The 21,345-nt window shown below is 64.2% G+C and carries 20 protein-coding genes, 2 tRNA genes and 1 pseudogene; 7 read left to right on the top strand and 16 right to left on the bottom strand.

What is annotated here, in order from left to right; translation table 11 throughout:
• Positions 1-39 precede the first annotated feature (39 nt).
• From AC1MGR_RS22400 to AC1MGR_RS22410, 3 genes are all read right to left on the bottom strand, one after another.
• Positions 40-1,041: a helix-turn-helix domain-containing protein gene (locus AC1MGR_RS22400; RefSeq protein ID WP_480233001.1), complete on the bottom strand. Its 1,002-nt coding sequence runs from the start codon at positions 1,039-1,041 to the stop codon at positions 40-42.
• 141 nt (positions 1,042-1,182) lie between these two features.
• Positions 1,183-1,866: a thermonuclease family protein gene (locus AC1MGR_RS22405; protein WP_480233002.1), complete on the bottom strand. Its 684-nt coding sequence runs from the start codon at positions 1,864-1,866 to the stop codon at positions 1,183-1,185.
• Positions 1,867-2,228: 362 nt separating this feature from the next.
• Positions 2,229-2,996: a CDP-diacylglycerol diphosphatase gene (locus AC1MGR_RS22410; protein WP_480233003.1), complete on the bottom strand. Its 768-nt coding sequence runs from the start codon at positions 2,994-2,996 to the stop codon at positions 2,229-2,231.
• Between the two features lie 542 nt (positions 2,997-3,538).
• On the opposite strand from AC1MGR_RS22410, the gene AC1MGR_RS22415 reads away from it, so the two are divergent.
• Positions 3,539-3,787: a DUF6894 family protein gene (locus tag AC1MGR_RS22415; RefSeq protein ID WP_480233004.1), complete on the top strand. Its 249-nt coding sequence runs from the start codon at positions 3,539-3,541 to the stop codon at positions 3,785-3,787.
• 192 nt (positions 3,788-3,979) lie between these two features.
• Here AC1MGR_RS22415 and AC1MGR_RS22420 read toward each other — a convergent pair whose 3' ends face one another.
• The 3 genes from AC1MGR_RS22420 to AC1MGR_RS22430 are packed head-to-tail and all read right to left on the bottom strand — an operon-like array spanning position 3,980 to position 5,824.
• Positions 3,980-4,537 carry a hypothetical protein gene (locus AC1MGR_RS22420; RefSeq protein ID WP_480233005.1) on the bottom strand — a complete coding sequence of 186 codons (558 nt, stop codon included), beginning with the start codon at positions 4,535-4,537 and terminating at the stop codon, positions 3,980-3,982.
• A gap of 1 nt (position 4,538) precedes the next feature.
• Entirely contained in the window at positions 4,539-5,090 is a 552-nt protein-coding gene (locus tag AC1MGR_RS22425; protein WP_480233006.1) for a hypothetical protein, read from the bottom strand.
• The gene (locus AC1MGR_RS22430) at positions 5,087-5,824 is read right to left on the bottom strand and encodes a hypothetical protein (protein ID WP_480233007.1); all 738 of its coding nucleotides are present in this window, start codon (positions 5,822-5,824) and stop codon (positions 5,087-5,089) included. The genes AC1MGR_RS22425 and AC1MGR_RS22430 overlap by 4 nt, the downstream gene beginning before the upstream one ends.
• Positions 5,825-6,177: 353 nt before the next feature.
• On the opposite strand from AC1MGR_RS22430, the pseudogene AC1MGR_RS22435 reads away from it, so the two are divergent.
• A pseudogene (locus tag AC1MGR_RS22435) lies at positions 6,178-6,342 on the top strand (DUF4113 domain-containing protein); the annotation flags it as partial.
• Here AC1MGR_RS22435 and AC1MGR_RS22440 read toward each other — a convergent pair.
• From AC1MGR_RS22440 to AC1MGR_RS22455, 4 genes are all read right to left on the bottom strand, one after another.
• On the bottom strand, positions 6,339-6,524 hold the full coding sequence (locus AC1MGR_RS22440) for a hypothetical protein (RefSeq protein ID WP_480233008.1): 186 nt from the start codon (positions 6,522-6,524) through the stop codon (positions 6,339-6,341). The pseudogene AC1MGR_RS22435 and the gene AC1MGR_RS22440 sit on opposite strands and share 4 nt — an antisense overlap.
• A 239-nt stretch (positions 6,525-6,763) precedes the next feature.
• Entirely contained in the window at positions 6,764-7,030 is a 267-nt protein-coding gene (locus tag AC1MGR_RS22445; protein WP_480233009.1) for a hypothetical protein, read from the bottom strand.
• Between the two features lie 747 nt (positions 7,031-7,777).
• Positions 7,778-8,098, bottom strand: coding sequence for a PsiF family protein (locus AC1MGR_RS22450; protein WP_480233010.1), 321 nt, complete (start codon positions 8,096-8,098; stop codon positions 7,778-7,780).
• 147 nt (positions 8,099-8,245) lie between these two features.
• A tRNA-Arg gene (locus tag AC1MGR_RS22455) sits at positions 8,246-8,322 on the bottom strand.
• Positions 8,323-9,605: 1,283 nt separating this feature from the next.
• Between AC1MGR_RS22455 and AC1MGR_RS22460 the strand changes: the two genes are divergently transcribed.
• Positions 9,606-12,038: a M10 family metallopeptidase gene (locus AC1MGR_RS22460; RefSeq protein WP_480233011.1), complete on the top strand. Its 2,433-nt coding sequence runs from the start codon at positions 9,606-9,608 to the stop codon at positions 12,036-12,038.
• A gap of 721 nt (positions 12,039-12,759) precedes the next feature.
• On the opposite strand, the gene AC1MGR_RS22465 is transcribed toward AC1MGR_RS22460, so the two are convergent.
• Positions 12,760-12,844, bottom strand: a tRNA-Leu gene (locus AC1MGR_RS22465).
• A gap of 138 nt (positions 12,845-12,982) precedes the next feature.
• Here AC1MGR_RS22465 and AC1MGR_RS22470 point away from each other — a divergent pair.
• Complete coding sequence (locus AC1MGR_RS22470) at positions 12,983-13,564, top strand: YqaA family protein (RefSeq protein ID WP_056215313.1); 582 nt, start codon at positions 12,983-12,985, stop codon at positions 13,562-13,564.
• 18 nt (positions 13,565-13,582) lie between these two features.
• The gene (locus AC1MGR_RS22475) at positions 13,583-14,071 is read left to right on the top strand and encodes a disulfide bond formation protein B (protein ID WP_108038542.1); all 489 of its coding nucleotides are present in this window, start codon (positions 13,583-13,585) and stop codon (positions 14,069-14,071) included.
• A gap of 3 nt (positions 14,072-14,074) precedes the next feature.
• On the opposite strand, the gene AC1MGR_RS22480 is transcribed toward AC1MGR_RS22475, so the two are convergent.
• From AC1MGR_RS22480 to cpdR, 4 genes are all read right to left on the bottom strand, one after another.
• Positions 14,075-14,554, bottom strand: a complete 480-nt coding sequence (locus AC1MGR_RS22480; RefSeq protein ID WP_480233012.1) for a DUF1178 family protein — start codon at positions 14,552-14,554, stop codon at positions 14,075-14,077.
• A gap of 36 nt (positions 14,555-14,590) precedes the next feature.
• Positions 14,591-15,457, bottom strand: coding sequence for a carbon-nitrogen hydrolase family protein (locus AC1MGR_RS22485; RefSeq protein ID WP_480233013.1), 867 nt, complete (start codon positions 15,455-15,457; stop codon positions 14,591-14,593).
• Positions 15,454-15,711, bottom strand: coding sequence for a glutaredoxin 3 (grxC, locus tag AC1MGR_RS22490; RefSeq protein WP_480233014.1), 258 nt, complete (start codon positions 15,709-15,711; stop codon positions 15,454-15,456). The genes AC1MGR_RS22485 and grxC overlap by 4 nt, the downstream gene beginning before the upstream one ends.
• 94 nt (positions 15,712-15,805) lie before the next feature.
• A complete protein-coding gene (gene cpdR / locus AC1MGR_RS22495; protein ID WP_003603128.1) occupies positions 15,806-16,162 on the bottom strand; it encodes a cell cycle two-component system response regulator CpdR in 357 nt (118 codons plus the stop codon).
• 207 nt (positions 16,163-16,369) lie between these two features.
• Between cpdR and AC1MGR_RS22500 the strand changes: the two genes are divergently transcribed.
• Positions 16,370-17,278, top strand: a complete 909-nt coding sequence (locus AC1MGR_RS22500) for an N-formylglutamate amidohydrolase (RefSeq protein ID WP_108038534.1) — start codon at positions 16,370-16,372, stop codon at positions 17,276-17,278.
• A gap of 167 nt (positions 17,279-17,445) precedes the next feature.
• The gene (gene scpA / locus AC1MGR_RS22505; protein ID WP_480233015.1) at positions 17,446-19,611 is read left to right on the top strand and encodes a methylmalonyl-CoA mutase; all 2,166 of its coding nucleotides are present in this window, start codon (positions 17,446-17,448) and stop codon (positions 19,609-19,611) included.
• A 91-nt stretch (positions 19,612-19,702) separates the two neighbouring features.
• Here scpA and AC1MGR_RS22510 read toward each other — a convergent pair whose 3' ends face one another.
• Positions 19,703-21,238: a YifB family Mg chelatase-like AAA ATPase gene (locus tag AC1MGR_RS22510; RefSeq protein ID WP_480233016.1), complete on the bottom strand. Its 1,536-nt coding sequence runs from the start codon at positions 21,236-21,238 to the stop codon at positions 19,703-19,705.
• Positions 21,239-21,345 lie beyond the last annotated feature (107 nt).

Genomic DNA, 21,345 nt, shown 5'->3' on the forward strand with positions numbered 1-21,345 from the left:
CAGTCGTATGATTCAGCCCCCGCCGACTTCACTGAGGCTTCAGCTCCGGCCGAGACGCTCGTACCAATCGTGCGCCAGGGCCGGGGAACTCTCAAGCGTCAGTGCCGCGTGCTCGACATGGGTGTGGCGCCATTCACGAGGCGCCACCCCGTATCGGCTTCGGAACCCACGGCTGAGGTGGGCCAAAGTCTTGAAGCCGAGTTCGCTCGCCAAACGCGTGATCGACCGGGTCTCAAGCGGATCCTTGAGCGCTGTCCGGATCGCCTCCAGCCGCTTCTCCCAGACGCGGTGCATGACCCCGCCAGTTTGCTCAAACGCGCGATAGAGCGACGTCCGTGACGTTCCCAATCGTTCTGCAAGCCACTCTGGGGAGAGCTGCGACGAGGCCAGGTGTAGGTCGATCAGGCGCTCGGCCATCTCCACGACGCTCGCGTCGAGTTCGTGACCTCGCAAGACGTCCGACGCCGAGGAGCCATCGAGAAGGCGACGGACGAACCCAGTCAGCTCGGCCGCAATCTCCTCAGCTCTCTCAACTCGTGTCGAGGGCAGATGCCGATAGAGCGCGTAAAGGCGTGCGAGTAGCAGCCTGTTGCGCTCGCGATCGAAGAACATCGGAATGCGCTCGATATCGATATCTGCCAGGAGCCGACGCGGCACCGTCAGCCCGATCGCACTGGAGCGCGCGCCCCGCGCATCGAGCTCCCGGCCCATGTCGGCGGCCATCACCCTGTTCCGTTGCTGCGTCACCGCGCAGCCTGCAATCTCGCCCGTCAGCCCCCCAGAGACGTAGAGCATGAAGGTCAGATGATCCGGCGTCACCGCTGCGTGGCGGCGGTCTCGAATCATTCGCTGCGGTGTAAAAACCATCCGGCTGGCGAGTATGTCGCCGAGCATCGTGCAGGAGAGATTGCCACGCGGTGGGGCGGCCCCTTCACTCTGCTCGACCCGAATGATCGGCGCCATCAGATCCCGCCATGCTGCAAAGGCATCGGCTGGATCAAGACCATCGGTGTTGAAGTGCAGAGTGGGAACGATGGTCATGCGGCCTGCAGAGCCTAAGGATCGCCGAAGTGTTTCAGCCCTACGAGGCTGGGGCCAAACAGTCACGCCTCAACCTTCATGTCCTTTGGCACAGCAGAGCCCTGTCGGATAGCGTACAATTTGCAGAGAACGGGCCACTGTTCAGCCTCGGGATGCGCGCCAGCCCGCTGCCTTCGCTTCATCCTCCGAGCAGAACATGCGCTCTCCCGCTCGGTCGTTGATGCGGGTCCGCTCGTAGTCGCGTGAGCCGGGCAGGTGATAGATCCGCTCGCCGCCGGCCGAGATGTTGCCCTTGATGTTGCAGCCGCTCGCCTTGCTCGGCGGCGTGACGCTCTCGGGCCGTGCGTGCTCGCCGCCGGCCCGTTTCTCTCGGCGCCACTCGGACGGCTCCTGAAACGTGCCGGCCCAGATGCCCTGACGCAGCGCCTTCGCCGTGAGCTCGGCGTTGGCGTAGTCCTCGGCATAGCGTCGGTAGGCGATGGCGTGGCCCTGCCGGACCATCCAGGCGTTCAGATCCTCGGCTTCGGCCCGGCAGATCGCGACGACCCGGCCATAGCGGTCAGTGTCGCGCGGATCGCAGGTTACAAGACGCTTGCCGATGTGGTCGGACAGGGCGAGAGCCGCCGTCTGGCCGCAGCGGTAGTCCTTGCCGTCGGCGTCCTTGCAGAGCTGCGCGCTCTCGGGCGCGTCGATGCCGTGCAGGCGGATCCGCGTTCCGCGGACCTCCAGCGTGTCGCCGTCGATCACCGAGGCGCGACCGACGATCGGGTCGGCCAGGGCCGGCGTGGCCAGGAGCATGACGAGGAGGCAGGACCAGGAACGCATCCCAAGGTCCTACCACGCCGCGGCGAACCATCCATGAGGCGCCGGCAGCACGGGCAGCGCCTCGCCTAGGACGGCCACCAAGAGCACCGCGAGATGGTCGAAGCGATCTAGGGGCTGACGCGCGTCATGCGGGACATCCGCTGCGTTGGTTGATCCCTCAAATGTGAAAGGTGATGGTCCCTCGACCTGCTACGGAACGGAGCCCCTCCCCCCGAGGGCACCCATCTCTACCTTCACCCGCTCAGCGAAAGCTGTGGCGGGTTTCTTCTGGCCGCTCAAGCGCGACGAAACGGCGACCCGGTTCAAGATCGGAGGCACGCCATTCTGATTTGATACATTCAAATCGGCTTCTGTGATTCAGCTTACTGTGATTCTGTCTTCTGAATGGCCGCGCAACTATGGTCAAGAAGCATCTCGGCATGGGCTTTGGGAGCCCTGTACGCGAGCATGATAAAATTCTTGCCACGATCAGTTTGTGCGTCGGGGATGATCGCGAAGCTCGTCATACGCAGATCGGGTTCGCGACCGGGCAGTTGCATCAAGGCGGCGAAAGGATTGAAGCTGTTTACCTCCGCCGCATCGATCCGCCGGGCCATGAAGTAACTCCACTCGAGGCGCACTGGAAACCCTTTCCAGGCCTCTCGTATGTGATGAGAATGGCGTTGTAGGGCAGCGCGGACATTCGGCTTGATGCAGTCCAAATGGATGTGGAGTTGATCCTGTGTCCGTCCGTTCTCGGCGTTCACCGCTATGCCCACTTGCTCAACCGATAGACCTCTTTTGAGTGCTGAGACCACGTGGGACCGGGAAGCAAGCGCCGCTTTCCAATAGGCGTTTCCGGGTGCTTGCTGGAGCGGAGGTGCCTCCAGACCAACCACCGCTGCGGTCGGCATGACAACGGTATGGGTAGGTTGCCCAGGCGCGCGGAGCACGGCCGTTCCGGGGCGGTCCTTGTCGCCGAGGTCGACTGCAAGGCAAGGAAAGGCGCGACCTGTGGTCATCTTCGTCAGAAGGCAGCCCTGGAGGGCCAGCCAGAGGACGTCGCGCGAGGGATCCAGGTTGGCCTGTACCGGTGTCGCGGCCATCACCATTCCCAACAGAACAACCCGCAAAAAGTACAGGGCTCTCACGTCACAGGATCCCTTCGCCACCCGAAACTTCGGACGGCCCACATAGACCGCTAAGCCGTAAACGAAGACCGTCGCGAATCCCTCTCAATCGCGAGGTGCATTCTGGCACCGACCTACGACGATCCAAATCCCTCCTTTGGCGGTTCATCGACGCCTTTCCGGCTGGGCTCTAGCTGCTGTGGGCTCCCCGTGCCCAACAAGTCTAAGGGCTTCCGCCCGATCCTCTGCGGATCGCAATGCCCAGCAGGATGCCAGCAGCGAAGACGATCAGATACTCGGCCATGCGCTGAATGCCTTCGGAGACCTGCGGTGTGGGTCGTACTACGATCGTCGCCGACCTAATCCCACAAATGAGGGAAGCGCCCAGCAGTCGATCTGCTACGAATCAGGTCTCCCCTTCCAGGGACCCATCATCTGACTTCACCCGCCCGGAGCAATCCGAGGCGGGTTTTCTATGATGCATAATACCGGCTTTGAAACCTTCGCTTGAAGCGAGCCGTAGGTGCCCCTGAGATAGGTGCAAAACGAATACGGGGGCAGTTTTGGCCGAACGTTTCTACTTCGATCTTACCGACGGCGCGACTATGATTAGCGACGAAACAGGTGTGATGGCCCTCGATCTCAATGACGCTCTTTTGCAGGCCAAAGCGGTCATGGTGGAGATGGATGAGCTCGAAGAACATGAGGTCGATGCTCACAAATGGATGATTGTCGTTCGTGATTCAGCCGGGGCGACAATTACGACGATGCCCGTGGTGCGCCGTGGCCCCGCAGCCTCGAAAGTCTCATAGGCGTCGTCGCCTTGGCCCTTACGCGACCCATCACCCGCCCGGCTCGGCCGCGGCGGATTTTTATATTCGGAACAGCCATCCAGCAGCCTTAATCTATCAGCGTGCGCCCGAACATCTTGTTGGTTCATTGTTTTACTGCAAAAAACGGCTAGTTCTTCAATCTAATATTTTGATCCAAGCCTGCTGCGCGGATCAAGCCAAGTAAGTAGAAGCCTGTGGAATCCCACGCCTTAAACAATCTGGGTCTCTAATCAATGGATGCTCGGCATCCGCGGTGTCTTCCTCACACACGAATTCTGTAACCGGGCCAAAGGCCTCCGCTAGTGCCAACCCGGCATCCGTCTTGATGACAGCGCGCTGATTTTTATCATCTGAGAATATGTGCACAGCAACGTCGACATGTGAGGGCTCGCCACCTTCACCATCGAGCGTAAGACGGACTTCGTAACCGTCGCCAGTTAGAACTAGTTTACTAACATTTGCAGTTCTAAATCCACAATAGTACCTGCGCTTCTTTCCCGGTGGCGGATTACCGATACGTTCGTTTTGAAAACTTGCAATCTTGCACCCAACGCGATGAACATCGGCATCTTCGGGAGCGAGACTGCGCAGCACTGCAGATTCATGAGAAGCCCCATCTTGGGCGCTGGCACCAAAAACAAATAAGACTTCGTCTACATGAATTGCGCCTCTGAACGCTTTCGAGAAAATTATACACCTCGACAGAAAATCCTCCCCGTCGATCGGCATATTAACGTACCCTTACGAGATCAAAATCCTCGACTGCAATATTCGATTTTCTTTCTAGCGTTTTTCCTGGAACACGAACAGTGTAGCCAAATTCCCCGTCCGTTATGGTCAGAGCGAGCCTCTTCTCATTCAGCACCCAAAGCATGATTATTGCTTCACCGCCGGTCCAGGAAATTTCTGGTGGGGCAAGCTGGCGATGCTTTAATCTGGCTACAATTGCCTTAGCAGTTGTGATCGCACCAGCTTCAAGATCGGATGCCTCCAGCCCCTCTGTCTCAAGTTCGCGCAATTCTTCTTCGATATACTGGTATTGTAAGAGGGCGGCTTGATTTATTTCCGAGCTTGCAGCGGGGGGCTCAGAGAAAGGGACAACCGTAATATACATGAGAGGCCGCGCAAAGGTCTTCTCGCTCGTCGAGTCAACCAATAAAGTCACATGATCCCGCACGGCCTCATTAAGCACGACACCTCCGCTTGAGTGCGACGCAAATGAGTAGACGTACCGCGGTATACCCGCAGCAGCATTTCCCCCTGGAGCTGCGCGATTGATCATGAGCTTATCTCGACATGAGCGTTGATCAATGATTTGGCTTCACCCATCATCTCAGCCAGCATTGGCAGGGATGTATCAGAAATATCGTTGACGGTCGCTGAGTTCAAATCGAGCTTGAAACTTGCCACATGGAATATTTTAGTTGGGAAAGTTGATGCTTGCGAGTTTTGCGTGTTTATAACAGCGCTGACCAGCTGCCGTGTTGCAGTTGACCAAGTAAAAAGTCTATTCATTCTATGTGGTGCTACTTTAGAAAAACTTTTAGGTAGATTATATTGGTAGAGATTATCGCTGCTTTCTTTAGGAAATTCGACTCCCGTCCTTTCGGTCAGTCGAACAACAGCGTCTTCGGGGCTGGCACAGAGCTCGCTGAAGTTCAGAACTACTGCAATTCGTGTCACTTTCGCCGCTTTCAGAAGCTGCGACATCATCTGCCAATGGCTATCCAAGGCTTGGTCGAGGTTTTCGATTTGAGGCGGAGAGTCGAAGTCTTCATCTGGCATAATAGGCGTTGTAAAAAAGTCTATTCGGCCCACCTGAGAATTAATCATACAGTTGAAGGAGCCGATTAAACCACTAGCATTAGATCCGCCCGAGATAATTCCACCTTGTTTCTGGTAATTTTCTGGAGTGTCCCCCCCAGAAATTACCTTCCACAACTCCATTGCGTCGGAGTGCTTGCTTCCCTGAAGAGGAAACAGCACGCCCTGAATTTGATCTGCCTGCCAGCTCATTGTGCGCTCCTGCCGCCGGGGCGAAACAGCAAGGATGTCTGCCCAAAAAGAAACCCTGAACGAAGTGCTATCACATTGTCTGTGAACGAGTCGCTTACAACCGTTGACAGTGCGTACGAAGCCGCCTGAGGAGCGCTCGTTCCCCACAGCACTGCATAAGTTGCAGCAATGTGTCGTGCTGCTCATCTCAGCGCTCTAATCCGTTCTCTCCGCCCCTACGTTGCCGCCCGTCCTTGATCTGGATCCACGTCTCGACCACGCAGGTGATCGCGGGCGGGCCGACGTCATAGTCCCAGTACCGGAGGGGATCGGCTTTCGGGCTGCGCTTGAGGTCGACGTTCTCACGACACGCACTAATGATGGCCGCCGTGGACGCCTGCAACGCACGCTTCGGCCGGGGTGCCGTTGTGCCAGCCCGCGCTGGGCTGACGGAGAAGCGGATCTGGTCGACGAAGTTCGAGATGCGCAGCCCGCGCTACACCACACAGGTCACGGAGCTGCCGACGGCGCACGCCTAAGCCGCGTCTCCCATGCCGGCCGCATAGGCTCGCAGGATGACCTGGCTCGCGCTGACGGTTTCGCCCGCCATCTCGAAGACGGGCACATCTGTGTCACCGATCATATCGATTGAAGCGCCGTGCTCGAGCAAAAAGCGAACAGCCTGCCGTAGCAAGGTCTCGTCAATGGTGTGGTCCGTCATGGTCATTCCTTTGCCTGCAGGTCAGGCTGGCCGTAGTGGATGGCCTTCCTCACCCTCAGACTGCCGGCGGCCACGAGCTGTGCTCGACGTGCGGAGCGGTAGCATCCTCCGGAGCACAAAAGCTCGTCGTTTAGACGGATGACCCAACGCCAATGGTTCGGTTCGCTTGGGTGCACCTCGACGTCGACAGACCAGCGATCGGAGTCCGGGATTGAGGAGACACGGCCTCTGACCGGCATTCACGGCTTCTCCGGCCGGGCCAGCAGGATCGCGGTGCGCACCGCAGCTCGGCGCAGGTGATCGGTGGTGTCCTTATTCGCCAGGGTCACCTTCGCCCATTCATGGCTGCTCACGGCCTCGGCGAGGTCGATCTGGTAGCCGTCGCCGAACAGGAAGGCCGTCACCGCCGGATCCGCCATGTAGGCGTCGACCGCGGCTTGAACGTCGACCTCGGTCAGCGTCTTCGCCTTGTAGAGTTCGCCCGTGGTCGCTTTCGAATCAGCCATCCAGCACGGGTAGCACGGTGGACCGGCGCTTCACCGACCAAACGCCCGCAGCGGCACCGCGCCGCGTTACCGGCGCAAATTTGCGCGAAGCGAAAAGCCCGCGCCGGAGGGTTCAGTTCGAGGTCTGGTCGACCGGCGTCGGTGATCGGAGGAAGATCAGCACGCCACCGACAACCGACAGGCCGAGTGCAACGGTGAAGAGGAGGAAAAACCAGCGAGGCATGGTGCCAAATAGCACGCTTGTGCATGCCGGTGGCATGAAAGGTATCGCGGATAGCATCCGTCAGCCGATGAGCGCGCCTGCCTGCCCGAGCCCAACCCGGTCGCCAGCGGCGTTCACTCGGCCTTGGCCCAGGTTCCTCGTCCGCAGGTGATCGATCGCTTCAATGGCATGAGCACGGGCTGTCGAGAGGGCACGGGGTTACTGTCCGATGGTCGCCCCCACGGTGTTCGGACCTCTCTCTGGGTCCACGAGAAGCGAGATGCCTTCCAGCCTCTCGAGGACCACGCGGCGTGCCTCCCAAATGCTCTGGTCTGGCTCTAGGAAGCGAAGCGTTCCATCGACCAGCCGCATGACGTCGTCGACAAAGTGAGCGGCCGCCGTGCGATGCGCCCGCACCTGATCGCTGGCGGCATCGAGCGCTCGAACGACAGGCAGGCACAGACTAACCGATGAGACCCATTACCCAGCGACTTAAGGCTGGTCGCAGCCCCAAGCTCGCTGCCTCAACCCGCCGCCGCTCGGCCTCACCCCTTCAGGCAGGTGCTCATGAAAGTCCTGCGCTCGGCTCCCTTGAGGCTTTTGGCCGAGGCGTCGGTGTTGCAGCTCTTCATCTTGGCCTGCTGCGGCGTCAGTTCCTTCGCTGGCGTCGCTGTCTTGCCGGCGAGGCAGTCGGCCATGAAGCCTTTCCGCGCGCTGCCGGAGAGCTTCTGCGAGCCCGCATCGACGTTGCAACTCTTCATCCGCTCACGCTGAGCGCTTTGCGCTGTCGAGGGGGTTGGCGCCTGGGCGAGGGCCGGAACCGCAAGGCCGAGGATGATGGGCAGGGCGAAGGTGAGAGCGCGCATCGGTAGGGTGCTCCGGGACAACTTGTCCTACGGTAGCAGGGCCTCTCCAAATCAGCGAGCTAGGGCACATGACGTTCCACAAGCACGGCTATGTGGGCTCACTGTGTGAGACAAGCAGACCATCAGAGGCTAAGTGCTTGATTTTGTTGGCGCACCCGACACGATTCGAACGTGTGACCTTTGCCTTCGGAGGGCAACGCTCTATCCAGCTGAGCTACGGGTGCTGACCGTGTGGCTCTGGTAGCCCATGCGGGGGCGCCGCGCAACGGGGTTGGGTAAGCCTTTCGGCAAGGCACGATCGACAGTACGCGCTGGTGGTAGCCCCGGATTCGCGCAGCGGTTCGGCCGCGGACCGCCGAAGAAGTTGACGGGCCATTTCAGAGCACCGCCGCGCTGGAACAGACGAGCCTGGCTTGACGGTTCAAGCGCGAGCAGTCGATCGGTCGCCTCGCATCCGATTTGGACTCGGCCGAAGTGCGTGACTGGCGGAACTGGAAAGGGGCTGCGGGACAGGGTCCAAATCGTGGACTGGCGCCCCTAGCGAACGAGGCCTCCTGGCCGCCAATCACCGCACCCCCCGGACGAGCCCGGCCGGATCGCGTCAGGATTGATCCGGCGCAGGTCACCCGGTAACCCTATTGCTAATCTAGGGGGGCCTGGGCTGGATCGTCGACGATCTCGCCCTCAGTCCGAGCGCTCGCTTCCATGCGTTCGAGGGACGGTTCGACGCTCCGGCGCGGGGAAGCACAGCCGTCACAGATCGACAGCACGGCGCGGCGGGCCCGCGACGCGATCCTTCGATCAAAGACATTCATTGCTGCCTCCGCTCTGGCATGGGCCGCCTCGAGATGACCTCCGGCGCGGGCAGGATCGCCCTCGTCCGAAACCCCCGTCGTGCTCTGAAGCGGGAGATGGACGCGACGTACCGTTGGCCGAGCCACCGCATCCGGAGGCATCCCACAGGAGAGGATGAGCAGCATTGAGACGACGATACGGAACAAATCGCGAAATCCTAGACCGCTGCCGTTTCGATCGGCATCCAAGCCAAACCAAGGCCGACCGGTGGCGCAGCGCGGTGGCGGAGCAGATCCGCCGCCATCATCCATTTCCCGATCGGCGAATACTGGCTTCAGTGAGAAAACAATTCATGCAACGAACTCAGAACAAACAAGACTACCCTGAATATCTCGACCGGAAAATGCTTAAGCAAAATTTCGTGTCAAAATGAGACGCCAGTCATGCGGACGGTACGGGCCGCAATACACCCGGATCCGACCTGGCCGGCAGCGGAGCGAGATCTGCGCAGCCCAACCAAGCGAAGCATGGTTATCACATTCTTTAGGATAAACGCGCCTGGACATTCTCCGAGGATGCAATCTGGTGCAGACTTGTTTATCGATTCGGCAACCTCAATCGCATTCCCTGCCTTCATTCTTCGCGAAAATCAAACACAAGCATTAATAAAATAATATGAACAAAATCAAATTTACTGTGGCTGGAGGGTAAATTGGCCAATACTTCCACGTCTGTCTCAGCAAGCGGCAATCAAGATGTCGACGGATTGTTGTCAGGCTTGCGCTGGACGAAATCTCAGATCGCGTTCAGTTTCCCGACGGACCCCGCACAGTACGAATACACCGGCGAGAAGAACAATCACTTTGAGGCATTTAGCAACTGGCAGCAGGAGGCTGTCCGGAGCATCTTGAGCTACGTTGCTTCGGTGGCGAATGTCGCCTTTACCGAAGTCGGCGGAGGCGGCGGCGATCTGCGCTTTGCCATGTCGGATACGCCTCCGACCGCCTGGGCCTACTATCCAGGCAATACTCCCCAGGCCGGCGACAGTTGGTATGGAAACACGAATGGGTGGTATGATTATCCTGTCGTTGGAAATTATGCGCTTTATTCGATCTTCCACGAAATCGGACATGCGCTTGGCCTAAAACACGGTCAGGAAACCGATGTCTTCGGCGCCATGACCTACGAGCATAATTCGGGCGAATACTCCCTCATGACCTACAATTCCTATGTAGGGTCGGATGGAAGATTTGCTTACAATGAACCCAATAGCTTCCCGCAATCACTGATGATGTATGATATTGCTGCGCTGCAATACATGTATGGAGCGAATTACAATATCAACGCTGGCGACAATTCATACCGATGGAGTCCCACAACGGGCCAGCTCTCGATTGATGGAAAGGGATTTTCCACTCCATCAGAAAACCGGATTTTCAAGACGATCTGGGATGGTGGTGGGAACGATACCTACGATTTCTCGAGCTATGGTACGGATCTCAGCATCGACCTATCGCCCGGGGGATGGACGGTAACTTCCGCAGCCCAGCTGGCCTTGCTCGGAGCCGGGCATCAGGCGATCGGCAATATTGCCAATGCCCTCCTGTACGAAGACAACATCGCCTCTCTCATCGAGAATGCCATCGGCGGCTCGGGTAACGATACGATCTTCGGAAACATCGTCAGCAATACGCTGACCGGCGGCCTCGGCAACGACACGCTGAATGGCGGCCTGGGTGCCGACAAGATGTACGGCGGGTTTGGCAACGACACCTTCGTGGTCGACAATGCCGGGGACGTCGTCATCGAGTACACCAACCAGGGCAGCGACACCGTCCTGTCCTCGGTCTCCTACGCGCTCACCGCCAACGTCGAGAACCTGACGCTCACGGGCCCGCAGGCCATCGACGGCACCGGCAACACGCTGGCCAACGTCCTCACCGGCAACGACGCCGCCAACACCCTGTCGGGCGGCGCCGGCGACGATCGGCTGGTCGGCCTCGGCGGCAACGACACTCTCGACGGCGGCGTCGGCAACGACACCCTGGTCGGCGGCACCGGCGACGACACCTACGTCGTCAACGCGCGCGGCGATGTCGTCATCGAGGCCACCGGCGAGGGCACCGACACCGTGCTGTCCTCCGTCAGTTATGAGCTCGGGGCCAACGTCGAGAACCTGACCCTGACCGGCACGGCCGATCTCAAGGGCACCGGCAACGACCTCGACAACGTCCTGATCGGCAACGCGGGCAACAACCAGCTCTACGGTGGCGCCGGCAACGACCGCCTCGACGGCGGCCTCGGGGCCGACACGATGGCAGGCGGGACCGGCAACGACACCTACGTCGTGGACAATGCCGGCGACACGGTCATCGAAGTGGCCAATCAGGGCACCGACACGGTCGAGGCCTCGGTCTCCTACACCCTGAGTGCCGGGGTCGAGAACCTGACCCTGACCGGCGCGTCCAGCATCAACGGCACCGGCAACGCCCTGGCCAACGTGCTGATCGGCAATGCGGGCGACAATCATCTTTCCGGTGGCGCGGGCAACGACACCCTCTACGGCGGGGCCGGCAACGACACGCTGGATGGTGGCACGGGCTTCGATACGTTCTACGGCGGCACGGGCGACGACACCTACATCGTCGACGTCTCGACCGAACGAGTGATCGAACTGGCCGGGGAAGGCACCGACACCGTTCTGGCCTCCGTGACGTTCAAGCTGCAGGGCAACCTGGAGAACCTGACGCTGACGGGTCGGGAGGCCATCAACGGGACGGGCAACTTCCAGTCCAACATCCTGATCGGCAACGATGCGGCCAACATCCTCGACGGCAGCGGCGGCAAGGACGTGCTCACCGGCGGCGGCGGGGCCGACACCTTCGTGTTCCGCGCCGGCGAGACCAACGGCGACAGGGTCATGGACTTCGTGAGGGTGGGGTCGAGCCTGGAGCCGGCGGACCAACTGGCGTTCTACGGCTTCGGCACGGGGGCCACGCTGAGCCACGCAGCCGGGGGCATCGACCTCTACACGATCAAGGCGGATGCGGCCCACGGTGGACTGAGCGAGACCTTCCAGCTCATCGGCGTCACCAACCTCGATTTCCTCACGGGCCAGGGTCACGACGTGTTGCTCGTCGCCTAAGAGGGAAATCCGGGACGGAAACGGATTTACGGCATCCCCGCGCCGCAGGTCCGTTTCCCCTCGACACGTCTATTCACCCTTAGCGACAAGGCTGCCCCCCCTGTATCGGCATCGCGCGCCGAATCGTGAGGCGTCTATAGGCGCCAGCGCCCACTATGTTCGCTTGGATCGCTCTGGCATGACGGGTCGGTCAAGGGTCGAACCCGACCAGACTGTCCGTCACGGAAACCCGGCGCCGGATCGGCTCCCGGCCGCCCTCGCTTCGTCTAGCGCGCCAGTGCGGAGGCATGCCGAGAATGATCCTGGCAGGGAGTCGATCAATTGCCTTTGGGAGCGGCCCCCCCATGCGGCACTTCCGTCCGAACCAGCCGATGCGTCGCTCGATCCCGCTGGGCTTCCGGCAAAGCGACTCATCGAAGGCAGGCTGACGCGTCTTCAGGGCAGCCCCGGGGCGATCGGTTTCCATACGGAGGTGGCCTTCGGTGCATCGCACTCGGTTCGCAAGTGGGCGATACCGGCGATGAACCGTGTGGTCCGTTCCCGGGCCTACGTCTAACCAGGGGCTGCAGCGGCTGATCCTCGACGATACCGAGACCTGTGTTTGGCAGCTCGGCGCGATCGGTACCGTCTGCCTGTCCCGTGCGAGTCGCTCGCCGCGGTGCGATGGGTTAAGGAGCGCCGGGGTGCCCCGGATCGAAACGCAGCTGTCAAGGGAGCCGAGTGGTGCGGGCGGTCGGAATCGAACCGACACTCCTTGCGGAACCGGATTTTGAGTCCGGCGCGTCTACCAGTTCCACCACGCCCGCAGCGTTCGCCTCATCGCACACCTTCCCGGTTTCGGCCAGAGGCGATTTCTTCGCAGTGCGGTGCACGTGCGCTCGCCAGGAACGGCGCCGTATGGTCAAAGGGCGCCGCCCATCCCTTCCAGCCCTCTCGGACTTTCCATGATCCGTCGCCTCTACGAGTGGATCCTCGCGCTCGCGGGCAAGCCCTCCGCGCCCTACGCCCTCGGCGCGGTGGCCTTTGCCGAGAGTTCGTTCTTCCCGGTGCCGCCGGACGTGATGCTGGTCCCCATGGCGGTGAGCCGGCCGGACCGGGTCTGGTTCTACGCCCTCATCACCACCCTGGCCTCGGTGGCGGGCGGCCTCGTCGGCTACGCCATCGGCGCCCTGCTGTTCGATTCCATCGGGCAATGGGTGTTCCGGGTCTACGGCCTGTCCGACAAGGCCGCGACCTTCCAGGCCTCCTACGCCGAATACGGACACTGGGTGATCCTCCTGAAGGGACTCACGCCGATCCCGTTCAAGCTCGTGACCATCACGTCGGGCTTCGCGCACTACGATCTCTTCTGGTTCGTGGTGCTGTCGCTGCTGACGCGCGGCGCGCGTTTCTTCATCCTGGCGGGACTTCTGGGCCGGTACGGCGTTCAGATCCGGGGCGTGCTCGACCGGCACCTCAACGTGGTGGCGGCGATCTCCGTCGCGGTGATCATCCTGGGCTTCGTCCTGTTCAAGGTGCTCCTGTAGACAAGGTGGTGTTGTAGAATGGACTACGCCTCGCTCCTGCGCCTGCGCCGCGCTGCCCTCCTCGTCCTCGTCGGGTCCGTGCTGACGCTCGCCGGCGCCTGGTATTTCCAGTGGTGGCTCGGCTACGTGCCGTGCAAGCTCTGCCTGCAGGAGCGGATTCCCTACTACGCCGCCGTCCCGCTGGCGCTCCTGGGCCTGTTCCTGCCCGCCTGGGCCACGCGGCTCGTCCTCGGCCTCGCGGCCCTCGGCCTGCTCTACGGGGCCGGGCTCAGCGTCTATCACGCCGGAGCGGAATGGAGTCTCTGGGCCGGGCCGACCGATTGCGGCGGCGGCGCGGGCGCCAACCCGGCGGAGGTCGGCGATTTCCTGAACGCGCTGCAAACCACGCGCGTGGCCGATTGCTCCACGGCGGCCTGGCGGCTGGCGGGGATCTCCCTGGCGGGCTGGAACGCGCTCATCGCCTTCGTGCTGGCCTCGATCGCCGGGACCGCCGCGCTGAAGCGCTGAGGCTCAGTGCCGGTCGTCCACGTCCGGCGGCAGGGGCGCCACCGCGATGCCCTCGTCGGCGAGGGCACGGGCTTCCTCCAGGCTGGCCTCGCCGTAGATCGCGCGGGTCTCGGTCTCACCGTAGTGGATCCGCCGGGCTTCCTCCGGGAAGCGCGTCCCGACATCGTCGGCGTTCCGCGTCACCTCCGCGCGCAGGGACCGCATCAGGGCGCGGAGGCGCTGCTCGGGCTCGGTCGGCGCCAGCTGCGGCGCGGCCGGGGGCAAGGCCGCGTCTACTGGCGGGCCAGCTGGGGCCGGGAGGGTGCGGGGCCCGCGATCCGTCCGGGCGACCGAGGGCGCCATCATGCTCTTGCCAACTCGGAATGAGCCGCAGACCGGGCAGGAGACGAGCCCGCGCGCCGCCTGCGCATCGAAGGACTCGCTCGAAGGGAACCAGCTCTCGAAACCGTGCTCGGCCTCGCAGACGAGGGTGTAGCGGATCATGGGGTCAGGGTTTTCGGGCCGGGTGTCTGCGCGGCGTCAGGAGGGGCGCCCCACCCGCTCGATCGTGAAGGGCCGGGCGTGCTGCAGGGTCGGGATGCGGGCGCGGGCATCGGCCACGCGGGCGAGGTCGATCTCGGCCAGGATCACCCCCGGCTCGGCCCCATCGGCGTCGGCCAGGACCCGGCCCCAGGGATCGACGATGAGCGAGTGGCCGTAGGTGTCGCGCCCGTCCTCGTGGTGCCCTCCCTGCGCGGCCGAGATCATGAACGAGCCCGTCTCGATGGCGCGGGCCCGATGCAGCACGTGCCAGTGCGCCTCGCCCGTCTGCTTGGTGAAGCAGGCCGGCGCGGTCAGGACGGTGGCGCCCGCCTCCGCCAGGGCCCGGTACAGGGCCGGGAAGCGGATGTCGTAGCAGATGGCGAGGCCGATCGCCGCCCAGGGCGTCTCGGCGACGACGGCGCAGGCACCGCCGGTATAGGTCGCGGATTCGCGCCAGCGCTCACCGTTGGGCAGGTCGACGTCGTAGAGATGCAGCTTGTCGTAGGAGGCGGTGATCGCGCCGTCCGCGTCGATCAGGAAGGCGCGGTTGGCGACCTTGTCGCCGTTGCGCACGGCGAGCGATCCGATCTGGATCACGAGGCCGCGCGCCCGGGCGACGTCGCGCAGGGCCGCCAGGGTCGGGTCGTCGTCCTGGGCCGTGACCTTCTCGAACAGGCTCGCCTTGCTGCGCTCCACGAGGGAGGTCATCTCGGGCGTCTGGACGTAGTGCGCGCCGGCATCCGCGGCCTCGCGGACCAGGGCCACGGCGGCGTCGCGGTTGGCGAGGGGATCGCGGCCCGAGCGCATCTGTACGCAGGCGGCCGTGAATTTGGGGGCGTCGCTCATGCCGGGGGCGTCGCTCATGCGGCCACCAGGGCGTCGAGCTTGCCGGCGCCGTTCAGGGCATAGAGGTCGTCGCAGCCACCCAAATGGGTGTCGCCGACGAAGATCTGCGGCACGCTCGTGCGGCCGCCGGCGCGCTGGACCATGGTGGTGCGCGAGCCCGCCGTCCGCTCGACGTCGATCTCGGTGAACGCGATGCCCTTGTCGCGCAGCAGGCTCTTGGCCGCCGAGCAGTACGGGCACCACGCGGTTGTATAGATCGTGACCGGCTTCATCGTCGAAACGCCCCACCCCAATCCGAACAGCATATAGGCGAGCGCGCGGGCTCTTCCTACTGCCTCGATCCGGTGGCGGCGTCGGCGCTTGTTCTCAGGCGGCCAGCAGCTTCTCGACCTCGTTGACGAGATCGCGCAGGTGGAAGGGCTTCGACAGCACCTTGGCGTCCTTCGGGGCCTTCGAATCCGGGTTCAGGGCCACGGCGGCGAAGCCCGTGATGAACATCACCTTGATGTCGGGGTCGAGTTCGGTGGCGCGGCGCGCCAGCTCGATCCCGTCCATCTCGGGCATCACGATGTCGGTGAGGAGCAGCTCGAAGGGCTCCTCGCGCAGGCGGTTATAGGCGGACAGCCCGTTGTCGAACGACAGCACGTCGTAGCCGGCGTTCTGCAGCGCCTTGGCCAGGAAGCGGCGCATGTCGTTGTCGTCTTCCGCCAGGAGGATCTTCATCGAGCAGCGTCCCGTACCTTTGATTCGACGTGTTCTTTCCACAAAGCACCGGCTTGGTAAACAGAACGTTGCCGACCCGTCGGGGCGGGGTGTCCAACGGCACCCGCGACGGCCGCGCGAAGGCTCCGTCCTGCTGGACAGGCGAACCGGCAAACCGCAGAGTGAGTCGATGCGTTGTCCCGTCCGCACCGAGGCGCCCGCGCCGCGATGACAGAACCGTTCCAGACCCCCGAAGCGTCCGGAGCGGCTGCCTTTGATCCGCCCTTCACGGTGGACGAGCCGACGGCGCACACCCTCCCCTTCGTCTTCAACACCCCGCATTCCGGTGCCGTCTATCCGTCCGCCTTCCTGGCCGCCTCGCGCCTCGACGGGCTCGCGCTGCGGCGCTCGGAAGACGCGCACGTGGACCGGCTGTTCGCCCCGGTGGTCGATCTCGGGGCCCCGCTGATGCGGGCGCATTTCCCGCGGGCGTTCCTCGACGTGAACCGCGAACCCTACGAACTCGACCCGCGCATGTTCGACGGACGCCTGCCGGCCTTCGCCAACACCCGCTCCATGCGGGTGGCGGGCGGACTCGGCACCATCCCGCGGCTGGTGGCCGACGGGCAGGAGATCTATCGCGGACGCCTGCCGGTGGAGGCCGCTGTCGAGCGGATCGAGACCCTCTACAAGCCCTATCACCGCACGCTGCGCAGCCTGATCCAGCGCACGGCGCGCCAGTTCGGCCACGCCATCCTGATCGACTGCCACTCGATGCCGTCGTCGAGCCTCGGGCGCGACGAGGCGGCGCGGGCCGACATCATCCTGGGCGACCGCTTCGGCACCGCCTGCGCGCCGATCCTGATCGACGCCTTCGAGCACCACCTGCGCGCCCGCGGCTATCGCGTCCTGCGCAACAAGCCCTACGCCGGCGGCTTCATCACCGAGCATTACGGCGAGCCGAACGTCGAGCGCCATGCCCTGCAGATCGAGATCAACCGCAGCCTCTACATGAACGAGGCGAGCCTCGCGATCACGCCGGGCTTCTCGGAACTCGTCTGGCACCTGCGCAGCGTGGTGGCGGCCGTGGCCGCCGAGGTCCAGGGCCTCGCACCTTCCCGGATGGCCGCCGAATAGGTGCCTCCGACAAGAAAGATTTGGCAGCGGCCCGAAAAGATTTGCCAGCCGCTTGCGCGAAAGTGACGGTTTTGCCGGCCCCATCCGGGCGAAGTCCGGTTAGGAGTAGCCCAGATTGCGCGCGTACCTATAATGCCGGAACGCCGCCGCCGCACGAGCCAGAACCCATGACGTCTCGCATCCCCGATTTCGCGACCGTTCCCTACGCGGCCGATGCCATCCCGGCCCCGGTGCCGCCCACGGGCGAGCCCTGGATGACGCCCGAGGGCATTCCGGTGAAGGGCGTCTACGGCCCCGAGGATCGCGAAGGCATCGAGTTCCTCGACACCTATCCGGGCGTGGCGCCCTACCTGCGCGGTCCCTACCCGACGATGTACGTGACCCAGCCCTGGACGATCCGGCAATATGCCGGCTTCTCCACGGCGGAGGATTCGAACGCGTTCTACCGGCGCAACCTCGCCGCCGGGCAGAAGGGCCTGTCGGTCGCCTTCGACCTCGCCACCCACCGCGGCTACGATTCCGACCACCCGCGGGTCTCGGGCGACGTCGGCATGGCCGGCGTGGCGATCGATTCGATCTACGACATGCGGACCCTGTTCTCCGGCATCCCGCTGGACGAGATGACCGTCTCGATGACGATGAACGGCGCGGTGCTGCCGATCCTCGCCCTCTACATCGTCGCTGCCGAGGAGCAGGGCGTGCCGCCGGAGAAGCTTGCCGGCACGATCCAGAACGACATTCTCAAGGAGTTCATGGTCCGCAACACCTACATCTACCCGCCGGCGGGTTCGATGCGGATCATCGGCGACATCTTCGCCTACACCTCGAAGAACATGCCGAAGTTCAACTCCATCTCGATCTCCGGCTACCACATGCAGGAAGCCGGGGCGACGAACGACCTCGAGCTGGCCTACACGCTGGCCGACGGGGTCGAGTACATCAAGGCGGGCCTGGCGGCCGGCCTGACCATCGACCAGTTCGCCCCGCGCCTGTCGTTCTTCTGGGCGATCTCGACGAACTTCTTCATGGAGATCGCCAAGATGCGGGCTGCGCGCCTGATCTGGGCCAAACTCGTCAAGGAGTTCGAGCCGAAGAGCGACAAGTCGCTGCCGCTGCGGACCCACAGCCAGACCTCGGGCTGGTCGCTGACGGCGCAGGACGTGTTCAACAACGTCACCCGCACCTGCATCGAGGCGATGGCGGCGACGCAGGGCGGCACCCAGTCCCTGCACACCAACGCCCTCGACGAGGCGCTGGCCCTGCCCACCGACTTCTCGGCCCGCATCGCCCGCAACACCCAGCTCTTCCTGCAGCAGGAGAGTGGCACGACGCGCATCGTCGATCCGTGGGGCGGCTCCTACTACGTCGAGAAGCTGACCCAGGACATCGTCGCCCGCGCCTGGGAGCACCTGCGCGAGGTCGACGAACTGGGCGGCATGGCCAAGGCCATCGAGGCCGGCATCCCGAAGCTGCGCATCGAGGAGGCGGCCGCCCGGGCCCAGGCCCGGATCGATTCCGGCCGCCAGACCATCGTGGGCGTGAACAAGTTCAAGCCCGACGACGACCGCGCCATCGAGCTGATGCGCGTCGACAACGGCAATGTCCGCACCCTGCAGATCGACAAGCTCAAGCGCCTGCGCGCCGAGCGCAGCCAGTCCGATGTCGACGCCGCCCTTGCAGCGCTGACGGCCGCGGCGCAGGGGACGGGCAACCTCCTCGAACTCGCCGTGAACGCGGCGCGGGCCAAGGCCACGGTGGGCGAGATCTCGGACGCCCTGGAGAAGGCCTGGGGCCGTCACCGGGCCGAGATCCGTTCGATCTCGGGCGTCTACAAGCGGGAGGTGGGTGGCATGTCGCCGGTGGTCGAGACCGTTCGCAAACTCGTGGAGACCTTCGAGGAGAATGACGGGCGCCGCCCGCGCATCCTCGTCGCCAAGATGGGCCAGGACGGGCACGACCGCGGCCAGAAGGTCATCGCCTCCGCCTTCGCCGACCTCGGGTTCGACGTGGATATCGGACCGCTCTTCGCGACCCCGGCCGAGGCCGCCCGGCAGGCGGTGGAGAACGACGTCCACATCGTCGGCGTGTCGTCGCTGGCCGCCGGCCACCTGACCCTGGTGCCGGAGTTGAAGGCCGCGCTCACCGAGCAGGGCCGCGGCGACGTGATGATCGTCATCGGCGGCGTGATCCCGCCCGGCGACTACGACGCCCTCTACGCCGCCGGCGCCTCGGCGATCTTCCCGCCCGGCACCGTCATCGCGGAGGCCGCGGTGAAGCTGATCGAGGAGTTGAACGGGCGCCTCGGCTACGCCGCCCGCCAGGCCGCCGAATAGCGCGTCGGGTCGAGCGCGTGGCCGGTCCCGGGTGTCCGCACCGGGGATCCCGGGGGATCGACCGCCACCGGATTGAGAGCCTTGCGCACCGTCATGCCGCCGCAGGCTGGTCCGATCGTCCGCGATAGGACAGCGCTTCGGCGAGGTGGATGCGGCGGACCTGGGCCTCACCGTCGAGGTCGGCCAGGGTGCGGGCGACCCGCAGGGTGCGGTGGAAACCGCGCGCCGAGAGCCGCATGGTCTCGGCGGCCGAGCGGATCAGAGCGGCTCCCTCCGGGTCCGGCGCCGCCACCGCCTCGATCACCGGCGGCGGGCAGGTGGCGTTGGTGAAGGTGGCGTCCGGATCGTAGGCTGCGTAGCGCGCGGATTGCAGCGCGCGGGCGGCCGCCACCCGCGCCGCCATCTCGGCCGAGCCCTCCAGGGGCGGCGGCAGGATCAGGTCGGCGGCCGTGACCGCCCCGACCTCGATGCGCAGGTCGATCCGGTCGAGGAGCGGCCCGGAGATGCGGGCGCCGTACTGGGCGACGCAGCGCTCGTTCGGCCCCCGGCGACAGGCATAGCCCGGCTCCAGCGCCTGCCCGCAGCGACAGGGATTCATCGCGGCGACGAGCTGGAAGCGGGCCGGGTACGTCACCCGATGGTTGGCCCGCGCGATCATGATCGTCCCGGTCTCCATCGGCTGCCGCAGGGAATCGAGTACCTGCGGCGTGAATTCCGGCAATTCGTCCAGGAACAGCACGCCGCCATGGGCCAGCGAGGCCTCGCCCGGACGGGCGTTGATGCCGCCGCCGACCAGGGCCGCCATGGAGGCGGAATGGTGCGGCTGCCGGAACGGGCGCCGGTTCGAGAGGGCTCCGCCCTTGAGTTCGCCCGCCACCGACTGGATCATCGAGACTTCGAGGAGCTCCCGCGGCGCCAGCGGCGGCAGGATCGAGGGCAGCCGGGCGGCGAGCATCGACTTGCCCGCCCCGGGCGGTCCGTTCATCAGGAGGTTGTGGCCGCCGGCCGCCGCGATCTCCAGGGCGCGCTTGGCGCCCTCCTGGCCCTTGATGTCGCGCAGGTCCGGCAGGGCGGCGCCCAGCGCGGCCACCGCCGGCTCGGGCCGGGCCATGACCTGGGTGCCCTTGAAGTGGTTGGCGAGCTGGATGAGCGAGCGGGGCGCCAGCACGTCGAGATCGCCGCCGGCCCAGGCGGCCTCCGGCCCCGTCGCGGCCGGGCAGATCAGGCCCAGGCCGAGGGCGCTGGCGGCCATGGCGGCGGGCAGCACGCCGGACACGGCCGTGATCGTGCCGTCGAGGGCGAGTTCGCCGAGAACGCAGTAGCCCGCGAGTGCGTCCGCCGGCAGGGCGCCGATGGCGCCCATCACCGCCAGGGCAATGGGCAGGTCGTAGTGCGAGCCCTCCTTGGGCAGGTCAGCCGGGGCGAGGTTCACGGTGATGCGCTTGGCCGGCAGGGCGAGGCCGGAGGCGATCAGGGCCGACCGCACCCGCTCCCGGGATTCGGCCACCGCCTTGTCGGCGAGGCCCACCACCGTGAAGGCGACGATGCCCGGGGCGATCTGAACCTGGACATCGACGGCCCGCGCCTCGATGCCCTCGAACGCCACGGTGGCGACGCGCGTGACCATGCTGGACCGACCCCGGGGGCGGAAAGATCCGGCGACCCTAGGCGGCACCGCCCCCGGACACAACCTCTGGGCGTAGTCGCCACGCGAGATCGACAGGAACCTCGACC

The sequence above is a fragment of the Methylobacterium sp. BI1 genome, from assembly GCF_056680125.1.

What these genes read in the sequence shown, in the direction of transcription:
- AC1MGR_RS22400 (WP_480233001.1), bottom strand. Translation starts at nt 1,041, where the DNA reads ATGACCATCGTTCCCACTCTGCACTTCAACACCGATGGTCTTGATCCA.
- AC1MGR_RS22405 (WP_480233002.1), bottom strand. Translation starts at nt 1,866, where the DNA reads ATGCGTTCCTGGTCCTGCCTCCTCGTCATGCTCCTGGCCACGCCGGCC.
- AC1MGR_RS22420 (WP_480233005.1), bottom strand. Translation starts at nt 4,537, where the DNA reads ATGCCGATCGACGGGGAGGATTTTCTGTCGAGGTGTATAATTTTCTCG.
- AC1MGR_RS22425 (WP_480233006.1), bottom strand. Translation starts at nt 5,090, where the DNA reads ATGATCAATCGCGCAGCTCCAGGGGGAAATGCTGCTGCGGGTATACCG.
- AC1MGR_RS22430 (WP_480233007.1), bottom strand. Translation starts at nt 5,824, where the DNA reads ATGAGCTGGCAGGCAGATCAAATTCAGGGCGTGCTGTTTCCTCTTCAG.
- AC1MGR_RS22440 (WP_480233008.1), bottom strand. Translation starts at nt 6,524, where the DNA reads ATGACGGACCACACCATTGACGAGACCTTGCTACGGCAGGCTGTTCGC.
- AC1MGR_RS22445 (WP_480233009.1), bottom strand. Translation starts at nt 7,030, where the DNA reads ATGGCTGATTCGAAAGCGACCACGGGCGAACTCTACAAGGCGAAGACG.
- AC1MGR_RS22450 (WP_480233010.1), bottom strand. Translation starts at nt 8,098, where the DNA reads ATGCGCGCTCTCACCTTCGCCCTGCCCATCATCCTCGGCCTTGCGGTT.
- AC1MGR_RS22470 (WP_056215313.1), top strand. Translation starts at nt 12,983, where the DNA reads ATGATCCGTCGCCTCTACGAGTGGATCCTCGCGCTCGCGGGCAAGCCC.
- AC1MGR_RS22475 (WP_108038542.1), top strand. Translation starts at nt 13,583, where the DNA reads ATGGACTACGCCTCGCTCCTGCGCCTGCGCCGCGCTGCCCTCCTCGTC.
- AC1MGR_RS22480 (WP_480233012.1), bottom strand. Translation starts at nt 14,554, where the DNA reads ATGATCCGCTACACCCTCGTCTGCGAGGCCGAGCACGGTTTCGAGAGC.
- AC1MGR_RS22485 (WP_480233013.1), bottom strand. Translation starts at nt 15,457, where the DNA reads ATGAGCGACGCCCCCGGCATGAGCGACGCCCCCAAATTCACGGCCGCC.
- grxC (WP_480233014.1), bottom strand. Translation starts at nt 15,711, where the DNA reads ATGAAGCCGGTCACGATCTATACAACCGCGTGGTGCCCGTACTGCTCG.
- cpdR (WP_003603128.1), bottom strand. Translation starts at nt 16,162, where the DNA reads ATGAAGATCCTCCTGGCGGAAGACGACAACGACATGCGCCGCTTCCTG.
- AC1MGR_RS22500 (WP_108038534.1), top strand. Translation starts at nt 16,370, where the DNA reads ATGACAGAACCGTTCCAGACCCCCGAAGCGTCCGGAGCGGCTGCCTTT.
- scpA (WP_480233015.1), top strand. Translation starts at nt 17,446, where the DNA reads ATGACGTCTCGCATCCCCGATTTCGCGACCGTTCCCTACGCGGCCGAT.
- AC1MGR_RS22510 (WP_480233016.1), bottom strand. Translation starts at nt 21,238, where the DNA reads ATGGTCACGCGCGTCGCCACCGTGGCGTTCGAGGGCATCGAGGCGCGG.